This is a genomic window from Micromonospora sp. SH-82 (genome assembly GCF_051132485.1).
In the GTDB taxonomy this organism is placed as follows: Bacteria; Actinomycetota; Actinomycetes; order Mycobacteriales; family Micromonosporaceae; genus Micromonospora.
On sequence record NZ_CP148049.1, the window covers coordinates 383,587 to 400,782 of the forward strand.

Here is a 17,196-nt window from a genome sequence, read left to right on the forward strand (position 1 = left end):
TCGGGTGCGGCGACGGTGGCCGTCGCCGCACCCGGCCCGATCAGACTTCGTCGACGCTGCTCACACCCTCGTTGGGGCGGCGGGAGAGGTCGATGCCGAGTTCCTCCGCCGCCCGGAACACCTCGTCGTCGGTCTCGCGCATCTCCAGGGCGACACCGTCGCTGGAGAGCACTTCGACGTTGAGGCAGAGCGACTGGAGCTCCTTGAGCAACACCTTGAACGACTCCGGGATGCCGGGCTCCGGAATGTTCTCGCCCTTGACGATGGCCTCGTAAACCTTCACCCGACCGAGGACGTCGTCGGACTTGATGGTCAGCAGTTCCTGCAGGGCGTACGCGGCACCGTAGGCCTGCATGGCCCAGCACTCCATCTCACCGAAGCGCTGACCACCGAACTGTGCCTTACCACCCAGCGGCTGCTGCGTGATCATCGAGTACGGCCCGGTCGACCGAGCGTGGATCTTGTCGTCGACCAGGTGGTTGAGCTTCAGGATGTAGATGTACCCGACAGCGATCGGGTCCGGCAGCGGCTCGCCCGAACGCCCGTCGAAGAGCCGGGCCTTGCCGGTGGAGCCGATCAGCTGCTTGCCGTCCCGGTTGGGCAGGGTCGACGCGAGCAGACCGGAGATCTCCTCCTCGCGGGCACCGTCGAAGACCGGGGTGGCCACGTTGGTGTCCGGCTCGGACTCGTGCGCCTCGATGGAGCGCAGCTGCCGCTTCCACTCGGCGTCGTCGCCGTCCACGCTCCAGCCGGTCTTGGCCACCCACCCGAGGTGGGTCTCCAGGACCTGCCCGATGTTCATCCGGGAGGGCACACCGAGCGGGTTCAGCACGATGTCGACGGGAGTGCCGTCCTCCAGGAAGGGCATGTCCTCGATCGGCAGGATCTTGGAGATGACGCCCTTGTTGCCGTGCCGGCCGGCGAGCTTGTCGCCGTCCTGGATCTTCCGCTTCTGGGCGACGTAGACCCGGACCAGCTCGTTGACGCCCGGAGGCAGCTCGTCGCCGTCCTCCCGGGAGAAGGTACGCACGCCGATGACCGTGCCGGTCTCACCGTGCGGAACCTTCAGCGAGGTGTCCCGGACCTCCCGCGCCTTCTCACCGAAGATCGCGCGGAGCAGGCGCTCCTCCGGGGTCAGCTCGGTCTCACCCTTCGGGGTGACCTTGCCGACCAGGATGTCGCCGGGGACGACCTCGGCGCCGATCCGGATGATGCCGCGCTCGTCGAGGTCGGCGAGCATCTCCTCGCTGACGTTCGGGATGTCGCGGGTGATCTCCTCCGGACCCAGCTTGGTGTCCCGGGCGTCGACCTCGTGCTCCTCGATGTGGATCGAGGTGAGCACGTCCTGCTGCACGAGGCGCTGCGACAGGATGATCGCGTCCTCGTAGTTGTGCCCCTCCCAGGTCATGAAGGCCACGAGCAGGTTACGCCCGAGCGCCATCTCGCCCTCGTCGGTGCACGGGCCGTCCGCGATGACCTGGCCGGCCTCGACCCGGTCGCCCTCGAAGACCACGGGCTTCTGGTTGACGCAGGAGCCGGCGTTCGAGCGACGGAACTTGTGCAGCAGGTACGTCCGGCGGTGACCGTCGTCCTGGTGGATCGTGATGTAGTCGGCGCAGAGGTCCTCGATCACACCACCGACCTCGGCGACGACCACGTCACCGGCGTCGACGGCGGCCCGGTACTCCATGCCCGTACCGACGAGCGGCGACTCGGCCTTGACCAGCGGCACCGCCTGGCGCTGCATGTTCGCGCCCATCAGTGCGCGGTTGGCGTCGTCGTGCTCGAGGAACGGGATCATCGCGGTGGCGACCGAGGTCATCTGCCGCGGCGACACGTCCATGTAGTCCACGGCGCCCGGCGCGACGTCCTCGGTCTCGCCGCCCTTACGACGGACCAGGACCCGGTCCTCGGCGAACGTGCCGTCGGCCCGCAGCGGGGCGTTGGCCTGCGCCTTGACGAACCGGTCCTCCTCGTCCGCGGTCAGGTAGTCGATCTGGTCGGTGACCCGACCCTCGACGACCTTCCGGTACGGCGTCTCGATGAAGCCGAACGGGTTGACCCGGGCGAAGGTGGACAGCGCGCCGATAAGACCGATGTTCGGGCCTTCCGGCGTCTCGATCGGGCACATCCGGCCGTAGTGCGACGGGTGCACGTCACGGACCTCGAAGCCGGCCCGCTCCCGGGACAGACCACCCGGGCCGAGCGCGCTCAGCCGGCGCCGGTGGGTCAGGCCCGCCAGCGGGTTGGTCTGGTCCATGAACTGGGACAGCTGGGAGGTACCGAAGAACTCCCGGATCGCCGCCACCACCGGTCGGATGTTGATCAGGGTCTGCGGCGTGATCGCCTCGACGTCCTGGGTGGTCATCCGCTCCCGGACGACCCGCTCCATCCGCGACAGGCCGACCCGAACCTGGTTCTGGATCAGCTCGCCCACGGTCCGGAGACGGCGGTTGCCGAAGTGGTCGATGTCGTCGGCCTCGTAGCCCTCCTCACCGGCGTGCAGCCGGCAGAGGTACTCCACGGTGGCGACGATGTCGTCCTCGGTCAGCGTGCCGGTGGTGATCGGCACAGCGACTTCGAGCTTCTTGTTGAACTTGTACCGACCGACCTTGGCGACGTCGTACCGCTTCGGGTTGAAGAAGAGGTTGTCGAGCAGGGTCTGGGCGTTCTCCCGCGTCGGCGGCTCGCCAGGGCGCAGCTTCCGGTAGATATCGAGTAGCGCCTCGTCCTGCCCGCCGATGTGGTCCTTCTCGAGCGTGGTCATCAGCAGCTCGGACCAGCCGAACTTCTCGCGGATCTGCTCCGCCGACCATCCGACGGCCTTGAGCAGCACGGTGACGGCCTGACGGCGCTTACGGTCGATCCGGACGCCGACGGTGTCGCGCTTGTCGATGTCGAACTCCAGCCAGGCACCCCGGCTGGGGATGACCTTGACGCTGGACAGGTCGCGGTCGGAGGTCTTGTCCGGCTCCTTGGAGAAGTACACACCCGGGGAGCGGACCAGCTGGCTGACCACTACCCGCTCGGTCCCGTTGATGATGAAGGTGCCCTTCGGCGTCATCATCGGGAAGTCACCCATGAACACCGTCTGGCTCTTGATCTCGCCGGTGGTGTTGTTGGTGAACTCCGCGGTGACGAAGAGCGGAGCGCAGTAGGTCAGGTCCTTCTCCTTGCACTCCTCGATCGAGGCCTTGACCTCGTCGAAGCGCGGTGCCGAGAAGGAGAGTGACATGGTGCCGGAGAAGTCCTCAATGGGACTGATCTCGTCGAGGATTTCCGCGAGACCCGAGCGTGCGTGCGGGTCGTCCGCCGACCGGCCCTGCCAAGCCTCGTTGCCGACCAGCCAGTCGAAGGACTCGTTCTGGATGGCGAGGAGGTTGGGGACCTCGAGGTGTTCGGTGATCCTGCCGAAAGAGACTCGGCGGGGTGCGAAAGCGCTCGACGTACGACTGGTCTTCGCAGGGCGGGAAGCTGCCAAGATGCGTCCTTCCGAGGACCGGTGCTGCAGAACGGCTGGTATGCGTGCACTCCAATGACCCCACCAGAATTATCCAGAATCGGACATTCCGAGCAGGGGTCAAGTCGGAAGGCAGCGCAAACTAGCAGTGTAGCCGAAAGGCTAACCGCTGTCCAGCCAACCGGCAGGTCGGCGCGGAACGTGCCTCGGGACCCCTGGAACCGGGGTCTACCGGGCCGCTCGGAACGCGTCGTTCCTACCGGACCGCTCCGGCGATGGCGAGGCGGCTGTCACCGCCACTGCCATTACCCGAGAGATGGCCGTTGCAAGCGCGGAAGGTCTTGCTGTGTGCCAGCGTGCCTGTCCGGTCGGTACCGCGTCAAGGGCCGGACCTACGGGTGAGAACTTCTTTGCACCCGCCGGGCGAACCTCGAAGCCGACAGGCTACCCGACGCCCACACCGGACTCCCTGGTCACCTCGTCTCCCCCGGGGGTCCACAAACGCGACGGGCGACGACCCGTTGCCGGATCGCCGCCCGTCGCGACAAGGTGTGTGCCGCCTCACGTGAGGCGGCACACCACAGGTGATGCCGAAGTCACTTGAGGGTGACCTTGGCGCCCTCACCCTCGAGCTTGGTCTTCGCCTTCTCGGCGGTCTCCTTGTTGACCTTCTCCAGGATCGCCTTCGGCGCGGACTCGACCGCGTCCTTGGCCTCCTTGAGGCCCAGGCCGGTCAGCTCACGCACGACCTTGATGACCTGGATCTTCTTGCCACCGTCGGCCTCGAGGATGACGTCGAACTCGTCCTTCTCCTCCTCGGCCGGCGCGGCCCCACCCGGGCCACCCGGGGCGGCGGCCAGGGCGACCGGCGCGGCGGCGGTGACCTCGAAGGTCTCCTCGAACTGCTTCACGAACTCCGAGAGCTCGATCAGCGTCATCTCCTTGAACGCGTCGAGCAGCTCTTCGGTGCTGAGCTTCGCCATGTCTGGCGTCCTTTCCTGAATGGTTGACTAAGAACGTGGGTGCGCCGCGCGGCCTCAGGCCGCCTCGGCGCCCTCCTTCTCGCGCTTGTCCTGCAGGGCGGCCGCCAGCTGGGCGGTCTTGGAGAGCGGAGCCTGGAACAGGGCCGCGGCCTTGCTCAGGTTGCCCTTCATCGCGCCAGCCAGCTTGGCCAGCAGCACCTCACGGGACTCCAGGTCGGCGAGCTTCGTGACCTCGGCCGCGGTGATGGCCCTGCCCTCGAAGACACCGCCCTTGATGACGAGCTTCGGGTTGGCCTTCGCGAAGTCACGAAGGCCCTTCGCCGCCTCGACGACGTCGCCCGAAACGAAAGTCAGCGCGGTAGGACCGGAGAACAGCTCGTCGAGGCCGGAGATGCCCGCGTCGGTCGCGGCACGCTTCGCCAGCGTGTTCTTCGCGACGGTGTAGGTGGTCTCCTTGCCGAGCGAGCGCCGCAGCTGGGTGAGCTGGGAAACCGTCAGACCGCGGTACTCGGTCAGCACGGTCGCACCCGCAGTGCGGAAGCTCTCGGTCAGCTCGGCGACGGCCGAGGCCTTGTCGGCCCGGATCGACTTGTCCGCCATGTCCCTCCTCTCTCGTTGCTCGGAGCTGGTCGCCGTCGGAGGGGCGGGATCGCCCGTGACGGCACCGTAGGCATCACGACAAACGAAAAGCCCCGGCGCAGGGCGCACGGGGCGAGGAACGGCCCGAAAGCCGATGTATCGCTTACCGCCCTGCGCGGGTCGCCCGTCATCGCGGACCTTCGACCATGCCGGAGCATGGTGACCAGCGGTCTCTGGGTGGAACTCGGTCAGGTTACGCGACGCTCCACCCGGACACCAAATCGCCCCGCACCGACGGCCCGTTCACGTGTCCCGGCTCACCGGCCCGCCCCCGGGGGGGTCCGACGACTGCGGCGGCGCCGCCGGCAGAGTGTCGCCTTCGAACAGAGCCCGAGACTCCGGGCGAGGGCCGGGAACTCCGGGCGAGGGCCGGCCAAGCGGTCCATCCGGGAACGGGCGAAGGCCCTGCCACCGTCGGTGGCAGGGCCTTCGTCGGAACAGCGGTGCTCAGCCCTCGGCGAGGCCGTCCTGCAGGTTCTTCACCACGTTCGGGTCGATCGGGACACCCGGGCCCATGGTCGTCGTCAGGGTGACCTTCTTCAGGTACTTGCCCTTGGACGCGGAGGGCTTGGCCCGCAGGACCTCGTCCAGGACCGCGGCGTAGTTGTCCACCAGCTGGGCGGCCGAGAAGGACGCCTTGCCGATGATCAGGTGGAGGTTGGAGTGCTTGTCCACCCGGAAGGCGATCTTTCCGCCCTTGATGTCCGCGACCGCCTTGGTGACGTCCATGGTCACCGTGCCGGTCTTCGGGTTCGGCATGAGACCGCGCGGGCCCAGGATCCGCGCGATCCGGCCGATCTTGGCCATCTGGTCCGGAGTGGCGATGGCGGCGTCGAAGTCCAACCAGCCACCCTGGATCCGAGCGACCAGCTCGTCGGTCCCCACCTCGTCCGCACCCGCCGCGACGGCCTCTTCGGCCTTCGCGCCGGCGGCGAAGACGATCACGCGGGCGGTCTTACCGGTGCCGTGCGGCAGGTTGACCGTCCCCCGGACCATCTGGTCCGCCTTACGGGGGTCGACGCCGAGGCGCATCGCGACCTCGACCGTGGCGTCGAACTTGGTGTTGGTGGTGTCCTTGGCGAGCTTGATCGCCTCGGCCGGGGTGTAGAACTTCGAGCGGTCGATGACCTCGGCCGCCTTGCGGTAGCTCTTGCTGCGCTGCATGTCTGTCTGACTCCTGTGGTGTCTGGCGGGTCGCGCCTTCGCGCGCCCTCCCACGATCGGGCCGTACGGGGTTCGGATCAGTCGGTGACGTTCAGGCCCATCGACCGGGCGGTGCCGGCGATGATCTTCTCGGCCTGGTCGAGGTCGTTGGCGTTGAGGTCAGCCATCTTCTTCTCGGCGATCTCGCGCACCTGGGCACGGGACACCGAGCCGACCTTCTCCTTGTGCGGGACGCCCGAGCCCTTCTGCACACCGGCGGCCTTGATCAGCAGCCGGGCGGCGGGCGGGGTCTTCAGCACGAAGGTGAAGGAACGGTCCTCGTACACGCTGATCTCGGCGGGAACGACGTCCCCCCGCTGCGACTCGGTCTGCGCGTTGTAGGACTTGCAGAATTCCATGATGTTCACGCCGTGCTGACCGAGCGCGGGGCCGACCGGCGGCGCCGGGGTGGCCTGGCCCGCCGGCAACTGAAGCGTGAACGTCTTGACGAGCTTCTTCTTCGGAGGCATGTCTCTTCCTGGGACGTGGATCGGGAAAGGCGCCGGCCTCGGCACGCACGGTCAGCGCGCTGCGACAACGACGACGTTCTAGGGTAGCGCAGTCATCGACGGTCACCTGCTGGAGGTGCCGCAGGAGACCGTCGACGACCGACCACGGCCGGAACGGACGCGCCGGCGGCGAGCCGAAGCCCGCCGCCGGTCACCGCTCAGATCTTGGTCACCTGGTTGAAGTTCAGCTCGACCGGGGTCTCCCGGCCGAAGATCGAAACCAGGACCTTCAGCTTCTGCTGGTCGGCGTTGATCTCACTGATCGTGGCCGGCAGCGAGGCGAACGCGCCGTCGGTGACCGTGACCGAGTCGCCGACCTCGAAGTCGAGGACCTTGACCTCCGGCTTCGCCTTCTTCTGCTCGGTCTCGACCGCCGGGGCGAGCCACTTGAGGACCTCGTCGAGGGAGAGCGGCGCCGGGCGGTCGGCCCGGTCGGTCGCCCCGACGAAGCCGGTCACACCGGGGGTGTTGCGGACGCAGGAGTACGACTCGGCGGTCAGCTCCATCCGGACCAGGATGTAGCCGGGGAAGACCTTGGCCTGGACCTGGGAACGCTTGCCGTTCTTGACCTCGACCTCTTCCCGGGTCGGCACCTCGACCTGGTAGATGTAGTCCTCCATGTCGAGGGACGTGATCCGGGTCTCGAGGTTGGTCTTGACCTTGTTCTCGTAACCGGCGTACGAGTGGACCACGTACCAGTCGCCGGGGGCGTACCGCAGCTTCTGGCGCAGCTCGGCGACCGGGTCGTAGTCCTCGGCCGGCTCCGGCTCGGTGGTCGGGAACTCCGGCTCGCTGGCGGCCTCGACCGACTCGTCACTCGCCGCCGTCGCCACCGTGGACTGGTCGTCCGTGGGTCCGGCGGTCTCGTCGTACTCAGGCACGCTTGCTCACTTCCGTCACTTATCGGCTCGGTCAGCCGGTCAGCTGGGGTTACCGAAGACCCACAGCACGCCCTTCGCGAAGGCGAAGTCGAGCCCGGCCACGATCGTCAGCATGACCGCGACGAACACGACCACCACGGCGGTGTAGGTCAGCAGCTCCTTGCGGGTCGGCCAGATGACCTTACGCAATTCGGCCACGACCTCGCGGAAGAACCGCGCCACGCGGCCGAACACGCCGACCCGGCCGTCGTCGGCCTTGGTCTTCGGCTTGCTGTCCGCCGACTCGGCCCGAGCCTTGGACCGGGTCGTGGTGCCACCGCGCGAAACCGGCTCGTCCGCGTCGGTAGCGTTGGCATCGGTCACATCGTCGCCGGCGGTCTCGTCGACGACGTCCTCGTCGTGCTGACGGTCGTCGCCGGCGTCCTCGCCGCGCCGCTTGTTCTCGGCCACTTCGCCCTCCGTCGCGGGAATCAGGGTCGCACGCCGGGAGGCGTACGCGGCGTTGGTCACGCCGACCGGACCGAACCGTCCCGCGACGGGCCGCGGCCGGCAGACCGACCGAGAGGACCCGATGCCTCGGGACCACCCCGCCGGTACCACCACCACGGGCCGGACGCCACCAGGTGGCGGCGCGACCCACGGGAACGGTCAGGCCTGAGGCGCAGGGGTGACAGGACTTGAACCTGCAGCCTGCGGTTTTGGAGACCGCTGCTCTGCCAATTGAGCTACACCCCTGTGCGGAAAAGCTCACCCCACCCCGCCGAACACGACGAGGAAGGGCCACTTACCCCACGGCGGACCAGTGTACGGGTACCGGCACCAGTTTCCCAACCGGTCTCCCCCACACGCGTGGCGGGCAGCCTCAGTCGCGGACGCGCACCGTGGCGCGGGCCTGCGACAGGACCTTCTCCCCCCGGCACACGGCGGTCACGTCGAGCCTGGTCAGGCCCGTCTCGGTGACCTCGCGAACCTTCGCCGACACCTCGATCTCGGTGCCCTCTTCGTCGTCGGGGACCACCACCGGCCGGGCGAAGCGGACACCGTACTCGACGACGGCGTCCGGGGCGCCGGCCCACTCGGCGACCGCCCGACCGACCAGTGCCATGGTGAACATGCCGTGGGCGATCACCCCGGGCAGGCCGACGGTGGTGGCGACCCGGTCGTTCCAGTGGATCGGGTTGAAGTCCCCCGAGGCTCCGGCGTAGCGGACCAGGTCCGCGCGCGTCACCCGGTACGTCCTGACCGGCAGCTCCATCTCAGCCCTCCCCACGTACGACCATCTTGGACCACATGGTGACCACCGGGTCGCCGGTGGTCGTCACGACCTCGATCCGGGTGGTGAGGAAGTCGTGTCCGCCCCGCTGGGTGATCTCCTCGATGGTGGTCCGGCAGACCAGCTCGTCCCCGGCGACCACCGGGCGGGTGTAGACGAACCGCTGGTCCCCGTGGACCACCCGGGCGAAGTCGACGCCCAGCTGCGGATCGGTGAAGACCTGCTGACTGGCGCGCTCGGAGACCACCACGGGGAAGGTCGGCGGGGCCACCACGTCGGAGTGGCCGAGCGCCCGGGCGGCGTCCGGATCGTGGTGGGCCGGGTCGGTGGCCCCGATCGCCGTGGCGAACTCGCGGATCTTTTCTCGGCCCACCTGGTAGGGGGCGGTCGGCGGATAGCTCCGGCCGACGAAGGACGGGTCCATGGGCATGCCGAGAAACCTACAACGGGACGAACGTCGGCCCCGGTCAGGGCACCGACGCACGAAAGCCGACCCGGAAGACAACGGGCGGCGGTGCCGCGCATCCTGCTCGGATCGGCGATCGGTGCTCTGGTGTGCCGGCTCGCGCCGGCGACGACTCAGCGGGTCTCGCGGTGAAGGGTGTGCTTCCCGTCTCGGGGGCAGAACTTCTTCATCTCGATACGGTCCGGGTCGTTACGGCGGTTCTTGCGCGTGATGTAGTTGCGCTCCTTGCACTCCACACACGCCAAAGTGATCTTCGGCCGGACATCGGTCGCCTTCGCCACGGCGGAGTGCCTTCCTCGCTAACGGAACAACTACAGCGCATCAGCCTACGCGCTAACTGCGCGGACATGCAAAGTGGGCGCCAACGGCGCCCATCCCATCGAAACCCCGGACAACTGGATCCCGAAAGTAGCGGTGGCCGGACTTGAACCGGCGACACAGCGATTATGAGCCGCTTGCTCTACCATCTGAGCTACACCGCTGCAGGTGGGGTCCAGCCGGACCCTCTGAGCCCCCTTACGGAATCGAACCGTAGACCTTCTCCTTACCATGGAGACGCTCTGCCGACTGAGCTAAGGGGGCCTGCGCGATCTCCCCGTGGGGGCCGCGCAGAGGTAAGAGTACACGGCCTGCCCGGCGAGGTGAAATCGGATCCCCCACCCGCCGCCACCCGACGTTCCAGCGCAGGTCAGAAGACATCCCGACCAGCCGTCAGGGCACCGCCCGCAACCGGGGCAGGTCCACGTTCCCGGCCGAGTCCGGCTCGGCCTGGGCGCTGAACCAGGCGGCCAGGCGCTCGTACGGCAGCGGACGGCTGAAGAGGAACCCCTGCCCGATCTCGCAGCCGATGTCCTGCAACAGCTCCAGGGTCAGCTCGCTCTCCACCCCCTCGGCCACCACGGTGAGGCCGAACTGCTGGGAGAGGGTCACCACGGCGTTCACGATGGCCAGATCCCCCGGGTCGGTCGCCATCCCCTGGACGAACGAGCTGTCGACCTTCACCTCGTGCACCGGCAGGCGACGCAGGTACGCCAGAGAGGTGGCCCCGGTGCCGAAGTCGTCCAGGGAGAGCCGTACGCCCAGCTCCCGGAGCCGACGCAGGGTCGAGATCGGCTGGTCGGTGCCGTCGAGGACCCCTGACTCGCGGATCTCGAAGGTGAGCCGGTGCGGGGGTACGCCGTACTCGGTGAGCAGTTCGCGGACCCGGTCGGGGAAGTCCCTGTCGGTGAGCGTACGGGCGGAGATGTTGACCGAGACGGCGAGTGGCTGCTCCGAGTAGACCCAGTCCCGACTGCGCCGCAGCCCCTCCCGGAGCACCACCTCGGTGAGCCGGCCGATCTGGCCGGTGTGCTCGGCCACCGCGACGAAGTCCGCCGGGGCCACCTGGCCGTGCGCGTGGTGCTCCCACCGGGCCAGGCACTCGACCCCGACCAGGCGCCGGTCCCGCAGCGTGACCTTGGGTTGGAAGTAGACCTGCACCTGCCCCTCGTCCAGCGCCCGCCGCAGGTCCTCGGCGAGACCGAGCCGGTGCAGGGTTCCGCTCTCCAGGGCCGGGTTGAAGACCTGGACGCTGCCGGGTACGGACTTGGCCGCCGTCGCGGCGAGGTCGACCCGTTGCAGCAGGGTCGCCGCGTCGCTGCCGTGTTCGGGGTGCACGACGATCCCGACGGCCGTGTCGACGTCGAGGGTCAGCAGGTCGAAGACCATCTCGTCGCGGATCTGCTCGCGCAGGGAGGCGGCCAGCTCGACCGCCTCGTCGACGTTGGCCAGCCGGAGGGTGACCAGGAACTCGTCCCCGCCGGCCCGGCCGACCAGGGCGGCCGACGGCGCGCAGGCCCGGAGCCGGCCGGCGACCTCGGCGAGGACCTTGTCCCCGGCGGCGTGCCCGAGCGTCTCGTTGACCTGCCGCAGCCCGTCCACGTCGAACAGCAGCACCGCCACCACCTCGCCGGGTGCCCTGATCTTGACCGACTCGTCCAGGGCAGCCGTGATCCGCCGCCGGTTGGGCAGCTTGGTCAGCGCGTCGTGGTACGCGTCGTGCCGCAGCCGGTCGACGAGGCGGGAGTTCTCCAACGCCACGGCGGCGTGCGCGGCCACGGTCTCCAGGACCGGTACGTCCTCGGGGGTGAAGTTGTTCGCGTCGCCCAGCCGGTTGACGACCTCCAGCGTGCCCATCGCCACCGAGCCGACCCGCAGTGGCAGGACTATCGCGTCCTTGACCCGCTCGACGCGGACGGTGGCCCGCTGACCGGCCTCGTCCCGGAAACGGGGACCGACGGTGACGGTCTGCGCCGTCCGGACCGCCTGCTCACGCAGGTCGGCGGGGGTGACGGCGATGTCCAACAGCCCGCTGTTGTCCTCCCGCGCGGTCAGCAGGACCTCGGGGTGACGCCCCTGGGCGGGTAGCCAGAGGGTGGCGTACTCGGCCTGCATCAGGGTCCGGACCCGGCCCAGGAGCGCGTCGACGAGGGTGCCGTCGTGGCCGGTCTCGGTGATCGCACCGGTCAGGTCGTACAGGTCGGCGAGGGTCCGGTGCTGGCGCAGGAACTGGGTGTACGACCGGTACACCAGCATGAGGGCCAGGGCGATCGCCGCGAGCAGGACGACCGCCCACCGGTTGGTGACCAGGGTGATCAGGATGAGCAGACCGGCGGCCACCTGGATCACCCCGGCCAGCAGCGCCGGGGGTGAGGTACGGATCAACTGCCATCCGGCCTGCCAGCCCTGCACCACACCGATGACGACAGCCACGGCCGTCAGGGTCACCAGGGTGTGCACGCTGGTGGCGAGGAAGAGGATCGCCCAGGTCTGTGGGCCGACCCCGACCGGTTCGGGGAGGGCCAGCAGGGTCATCTCGGCCAGCGCGGTGGCCGCCGCGGCGAGCGCCACGTTGAACCAGAACTTGACCGGCGCGAGTCGTCGCCGGATCTGCACGATCAGGGTCGCCAGTGTGTACGCGAACACCACCGACAGCGGTGGCAGCAGGTAGAAGGCGACCACCAGGGGGATCTCGGTGAGGAGCACGCCGAGCGCCTGGCGGCGTACCACGATGTTGATGACCGGCAGCGCGGCGGCGACCATCACCGCGGTCATGACCAGCGTCGCCGGCCACTGCCCGACCGACGGACGTTCGGCAAGCGCCAGCACTGTCGAGCAGAGGACCGCGATCAGGGCGATCGGGCCGCTGACGAGCCAGGCATTCTCGGTCGATCGGCGTGACCTCGGCCGGTGCTCGACCATGCCGTCCCCTCCAACGAGCACGTCGGCCCGGGGTCAACCGGGCCGACGTGATTGACGTCTAGCGGACGACCGCCTGCAGGGCCGGCATCTGCCAGTCGAAGCCGTCCGCCTGCACGCTCCGTACCTGCCACTCGAAGCCGTCCTGACGGTCGACGATCACGTTGCTCGTGAGCACGACCAACGCGGCGGCGGCGAGCAGCGAACCGACGAGCCGGCCCACCCTTCGAGCAAGCATGTTCGCTCCCTGTCACGAGTTAGTCAGAGTGAGTAAAGGTTCCACGATGGTGCCACACGGCCAGCGGGGGTAAAAGCGGAGAGCGCCGTGGGTCGGCACCATGACCGGGTAATTCATCCGTTCGACGCTTCGGATCACCTCTCTGGACCAGATCGTCACCACCACAGGTCCGCACTCCGCTACAGAACCTGCAAATTGCGACCTCACCCGCTTAACGTGCGGATCACCAGTCTCCCGGTTCCTGCACTTGCGGTCGCATCTGCAGATGCACCTGCATCGACCCGTACGCCGATTCCACCGGAACCAATGCCGAACCCACCCCACCGACTAACGACCGATTTGCCGCATTCGCCACATTCATTGGTCGGGCCGGCCTCCACCGTGGGCGGACCGGCGCGCCGTCCCGGTGAGCCCCGATCCCCGCCGCCGCGCCCCCGCGCTCCGCCCCGCCCGACGCCTGAACCGGACCACCGATCCGGCCACCCGTGCGCCACCGGAGCCGCGGCACCCCGACGGCCCGCGCCCACCCCGCCGACACCACTGGTGACGCCGCCCCGGCGAAGCATCGGGGACGCCCATTCGAGCTCCCGCCGAATCGCCACCGGATTGACGCCGACCCGGCCGTTACCGACCGCTCCCGAGAATTTCCGCGACGAAGCCGCAAATGGTCCGGAAGTCACCACAGAACCACCGACCGTTCTTCGGCCTTACCGAGCCGGGATCATCCGGCACCGGCCATCACAGGCGACCGGCGACGACCAAAGCCCGGACCCCGAAACCGAACGGGGGATGGCCGAATCAGGAGACGACAGGAAGATACGGCCCCCCGAGAAGTGCACCACGAAGATCCTGCCGTCGATCGAGGTTCCCGGGGCCCTCTCTAGGATCTTGGTGCGGAACCACATCGGAACCGCGAACCCTGGAGGTCGGTACATGCGGCGGATCATCACAGTGTCGGCAGCGGTGCTGCTCCTGCTCGGCGGGTGCGGCAGGGTGGACGACTCCACACCCGAGGCCGCCCCCTCGGCCGGGAACGTCGACGAGGGTGCCCCCACCCCGGAGACGACACCGCAGGCCCCGCCGCCGGGTCTGTCCTCCGGCATCGTGTTCGCCCAGGGCGTGGGCCTCGCGCCGACGAAGACGCTCATCGTCCGGGACGTCGCCACCGGCAACCCCGTCGGTTCCCCGGTCGTCGTCCCCTACGAGGCCGCGAGCGCGAAGCGGACGACCTTCGACAAGACGATGAACCGCCTGACGTACGTCAAGGACTGCGAACTGCGCGTCGCCACCCTGACCGACGGCGTCTTCACCGACAGTGGAACCTGGACCGCGCCCCAGGTGTACGGCGCAGGCGAGCAGTGCTACCAGAAGGCCCGCTTCACCGAGGACGGCCGGATCCACGCCGTCCTCGGGGTGGGACAGCGTCAGGCCCCCGGCAGCAAGGCCGGACGGGTCGTCTCGGTGGACCCGGCCACCCCCGACGCCGACCCGAAGGACGAGGGCGTCGCCGACCCCCGCAGCGAGAAGGTCTACAAGATCGACGGGCTGACCACCTCGGACACCCGGGTGTACGCCTTCGGTGACGACATCGAGCACGTCCTGGTGAACGGGGCCGCCCCCGGCGCCGGCGTCCTCGACGGATTCGAGTACCACTGCGGAGTCCCCGTCGACGCCGACCGGTTCCTGTGCAGCGCCAGAACCGACGAGACCCGTCAGCACTTCGGCAGCATCGCGCTGGTCACCGTGGACCGCGCCGCCAGCACCGTCACCATGAAGAAGCTGGCCCCGCCGAACAAGTCGAGGATCCAGCACCTGGTCCTCTCCCCCGACGGCAAGATGATCGCCATCCAGGACTCGACCGGCTGGTACACCACCACCCTCGACGGGGCGGGCACCCCCGTACGGCAGCAGTTCGAGGTCGACAACCCCGGCGAGCCCCTGTTCTGGTCCTGACCGACGCCGCCTCGATCCACCTCCGGCCGTTCCCCGATCCGCTGGGTGTCGGTCGGAGGTGGATAGGTACCGTCCGGCAGTTGGAGAGCCCGACGAGAACGGCCCCCGATCGGCATCTCTGCTGATCAGGGGCCGTTCTCGCACCTGGTGGCGGGTAGAGGATTCGAACCTCTGAAGCTTTCGCGACGGATTTACAGTCCGCTCCCATTGGCCGCTCGGGCAACCCGCCAGGGCGTACCACCACGCTGTGCGCGGCAGCGGAAGCAAGAATAGCGGTTCGCCCCGGCACCGCCGCAACCGGGTACGGTCAGGGTGCCCACCGCCTGGTCGGTGGGCGACAGTACGTGACGAAGACCGCCGGACAGCAGGAGCATGAACATGGCAGCGAACCCGTCGTTCGACATCGTGAGCAAGGTCGACCGGCAGGAGGTCGACAACGCCCTTCGTCAGGCGCAGCGGGAGCTCTCCACGCGGTTCGACTTCCGGGGCACCGGTGCCGAGATCGACTGGTCCGGTGAGGAGACGATCGGCCTGCAGGCCGAGACCGAGGAACGGGTCCGGGCGGCGTTGGACGTCTTCAAGGAGAAGTTGGTCAAGCGGAACATCTCGCTGAAGTCGCTGGACGCGGGGGACCCGAAGCCGTCGGGCAAGATCTTCAAGATCGACTGCAAGGTGGTCCAGGGCATCGAGTCCGACAAGGCCAAGGCGATCAGCAAGAAGATCCGGGACGAGGGTCCCAAGGGCGTGCAGGCGCAGATCCAGGGCGACCAGCTGCGGGTCACCGGCAAGAAGAAGGACGACCTCCAGTCGATCATCACCCTGCTCAAGGGCGAGGACTTCGGTATCGCCCTGCAGTTCACGAACTACAGGTAGGGCACGCCCGGGCCGGTGGTCGACGGGACGTCTCCCCGTCCGGCTGCCGGCCCGCGCCGTACCCGCAGAGCCCCGGAGAAGGTGCCGCCGGAACCGATCGGTGTGCGGGCCGGGGTCGGGCCGGTCCGGGGACGAAAGGCCGTCGGGTCAGGCCGGTTCGGGGGTGAGGAGGCCGTCGGGGTCGAGGGCCGTGCGGGTCTCGGCGCGGGCGACCGGGCCGGTGGGCAGCGCGGCCACCAGGGCGCCGACGGCGACCGCCGACCCGGCGAAGAGGAACGCGCCGGGGACTCCCCCGCCGTGGTCGACGATCAGCCCGGCGATCGCGCCCCCGGCCGCGCTGGCTCCCACCGACACCGTGACCACCCAGGTGTACGCCTCGTTGAGCATGCCGTTCGGGGTGATCCGGCCGACCAGGGTGTTCTCCAGGGTCAGCGCGGGGGCGATCAGCGCGCCGCCGACGACCAGGGCCACGCCGAGTGCGATCGGCCCCGGCATCACCGCGAACACGGCGAACGAGGCGGCCACTCCGGCGAGGAGTTGGGCGAAGAGACGGGTCATGTTGCGGGCCGGGGCCCGGGTGCCGAACCAGAGGCCACCGGCGGCGCTGCCGACACCCCAGACGGCGAGCAGCACACCGGCCAGCCCTTCGGCCTCCCCGCTGCCGGCGTGGCTTGAGGCGTAGGCGGGGACTGTCACCCCGGCGGCGCCGAAGGCGACCCCGAGGCCGCCGACGCAGACCAGGAGGGCCGGGAATCCGGCGACGGCGAGCGGGCCGAGTCCTCGGGCGTGGTGCTCCCGTCCGTGGGGACGCCATCCGCGCATCACCCGGCCGAGCGCCACCGCTGTCGTACCGATCAGGGTCACCACCGCCGCTCCGACGAGCGCGGCGGCGGCGTCGGCGAAGAGGACGAAGCCCGCGACCAGCAGCGGGCCGAGGACGAAGACCACCTCGAAGAGGGTGGTCTCGGCCGCGAGGGCGGTGTTGCGCAGGTGGTAACGGCCGGTGGCGGGGGCGGTGAGGTCGTTCCAGGCTCCCCGGATCGCGGCGCTCAGCGGCGGGTACGTCGCCCCGGCCGCTGCGGCGGCCAGGAAGATCCAGCCCAGCGTGGGTCGCCCGGAGTTGCTGGCGAGGAGGAGGGCGATCAGGGCCACCGGGTGGGCCACGGCGGTGACCAGCAGGACCGGGGTGGGGCCGAGCCGGTCGGCGAGCCGTCCGGCGACCGGGCTGAGCGCGGCCCCGGAGAGGGCGTAGAGGCCACCGGCGACGGCGGCGAGGGAGTACCGCCCGGTCACCTGCTCCACGACGAGGAGGAGGGCCAGCGGGGTCATCCCGATCCCGAGCCTGCCGAGGACCCCGGTGATCAGGAGTACCGGGGCTCCGGGGATCCGCCACACCCCTGCGTAGCGACCGACTGCGGCCACGGCGAACCCTCCAGCGTTTCGTGCGGTAATGAGTGAAAGACCGTACGACCCTAACGCCG

At 69.0% G+C, this 17,196-nt stretch carries 15 protein-coding genes and 4 tRNA genes; 2 read left to right on the forward strand and 17 right to left on the reverse strand.

The features are described from left to right. Window positions 1-40: 40 nt before the first annotated feature. The 15 genes from WHN02_RS01715 to WHN02_RS01785 all read right to left on the reverse strand — a co-directional run bounded on the left by WHN02_RS01715 (window position 41) and on the right by WHN02_RS01785 (window position 12,889). Entirely contained in the window at window positions 41-3,481 is a 3,441-nt protein-coding gene (locus tag WHN02_RS01715; RefSeq protein WP_350896429.1) for a DNA-directed RNA polymerase subunit beta, read from the reverse strand. Window positions 3,482-4,056: 575 nt separating this feature from the next. Then, window positions 4,057-4,443, reverse strand: a complete 387-nt coding sequence (gene rplL, locus WHN02_RS01720; protein ID WP_350896430.1) for a 50S ribosomal protein L7/L12 — start codon at window positions 4,441-4,443, stop codon at window positions 4,057-4,059. A gap of 54 nt (window positions 4,444-4,497) precedes the next feature. Next, window positions 4,498-5,043, reverse strand: coding sequence for a 50S ribosomal protein L10 (gene rplJ, locus WHN02_RS01725; RefSeq protein ID WP_350896431.1), 546 nt, complete (start codon window positions 5,041-5,043; stop codon window positions 4,498-4,500). 486 nt (window positions 5,044-5,529) lie between these two features. Then, window positions 5,530-6,246 (reverse strand): 50S ribosomal protein L1, encoded by a 717-nt coding sequence (rplA, locus tag WHN02_RS01730; protein ID WP_350896432.1) that lies wholly within the window; start codon window positions 6,244-6,246, stop codon window positions 5,530-5,532. Between the two features lie 77 nt (window positions 6,247-6,323). Next, complete coding sequence (gene rplK / locus WHN02_RS01735; protein ID WP_350896433.1) at window positions 6,324-6,755, reverse strand: 50S ribosomal protein L11; 432 nt, start codon at window positions 6,753-6,755, stop codon at window positions 6,324-6,326. Between the two features lie 197 nt (window positions 6,756-6,952). Then, a complete protein-coding gene (gene nusG / locus WHN02_RS01740) occupies window positions 6,953-7,675 on the reverse strand; it encodes a transcription termination/antitermination protein NusG (RefSeq protein ID WP_434741743.1) in 723 nt (240 codons plus the stop codon). Window positions 7,676-7,714: 39 nt separating this feature from the next. Beyond that, complete coding sequence (secE, locus tag WHN02_RS01745; protein WP_434743783.1) at window positions 7,715-8,125, reverse strand: preprotein translocase subunit SecE; 411 nt, start codon at window positions 8,123-8,125, stop codon at window positions 7,715-7,717. 212 nt (window positions 8,126-8,337) lie between these two features. Then, window positions 8,338-8,410, reverse strand: a tRNA-Trp gene (locus WHN02_RS01750). 127 nt (window positions 8,411-8,537) lie between these two features. After that, entirely contained in the window at window positions 8,538-8,930 is a 393-nt protein-coding gene (locus WHN02_RS01755) for a MaoC family dehydratase (protein ID WP_434741744.1), read from the reverse strand. Between the two features lies 1 nt (window position 8,931). Next, complete coding sequence (locus WHN02_RS01760; protein WP_434741745.1) at window positions 8,932-9,378, reverse strand: FAS1-like dehydratase domain-containing protein; 447 nt, start codon at window positions 9,376-9,378, stop codon at window positions 8,932-8,934. A 149-nt stretch (window positions 9,379-9,527) separates the two neighbouring features. Then, window positions 9,528-9,695, reverse strand: a complete 168-nt coding sequence (gene rpmG / locus WHN02_RS01765) for a 50S ribosomal protein L33 (RefSeq protein ID WP_203860687.1) — start codon at window positions 9,693-9,695, stop codon at window positions 9,528-9,530. 128 nt (window positions 9,696-9,823) lie between these two features. Continuing rightward, window positions 9,824-9,896, reverse strand: a tRNA-Met gene (locus tag WHN02_RS01770). A 27-nt stretch (window positions 9,897-9,923) separates the two neighbouring features. Then, window positions 9,924-9,996: transfer RNA gene (locus WHN02_RS01775), tRNA-Thr, on the reverse strand. A gap of 129 nt (window positions 9,997-10,125) precedes the next feature. Beyond that, the gene (locus WHN02_RS01780) at window positions 10,126-12,654 is read right to left on the reverse strand and encodes a putative bifunctional diguanylate cyclase/phosphodiesterase (RefSeq protein ID WP_434741746.1); all 2,529 of its coding nucleotides are present in this window, start codon (window positions 12,652-12,654) and stop codon (window positions 10,126-10,128) included. A gap of 58 nt (window positions 12,655-12,712) precedes the next feature. After that, window positions 12,713-12,889, reverse strand: a complete 177-nt coding sequence (locus WHN02_RS01785) for a hypothetical protein (protein WP_434741747.1) — start codon at window positions 12,887-12,889, stop codon at window positions 12,713-12,715. Window positions 12,890-13,822: 933 nt separating this feature from the next. Between WHN02_RS01785 and WHN02_RS01790 the strand changes: the two genes are divergently transcribed. Then, complete coding sequence (locus WHN02_RS01790) at window positions 13,823-14,842, forward strand: hypothetical protein (RefSeq protein ID WP_434741748.1); 1,020 nt, start codon at window positions 13,823-13,825, stop codon at window positions 14,840-14,842. Between the two features lie 145 nt (window positions 14,843-14,987). Here the strand turns inward: WHN02_RS01790 and WHN02_RS01795 are convergent. Then, window positions 14,988-15,071 (reverse strand) — tRNA-Tyr (locus WHN02_RS01795). 149 nt (window positions 15,072-15,220) lie between these two features. Between WHN02_RS01795 and WHN02_RS01800 the strand changes: the two genes are divergently transcribed. Beyond that, a complete protein-coding gene (locus tag WHN02_RS01800) occupies window positions 15,221-15,715 on the forward strand; it encodes a YajQ family cyclic di-GMP-binding protein (RefSeq protein ID WP_350896441.1) in 495 nt (164 codons plus the stop codon). A 147-nt stretch (window positions 15,716-15,862) separates the two neighbouring features. On the opposite strand, the gene WHN02_RS01805 is transcribed toward WHN02_RS01800, so the two are convergent. Continuing rightward, window positions 15,863-17,137, reverse strand: coding sequence for an MFS transporter (locus WHN02_RS01805; protein WP_434741749.1), 1,275 nt, complete (start codon window positions 17,135-17,137; stop codon window positions 15,863-15,865). Window positions 17,138-17,196: the final 59 nt, after the last annotated feature.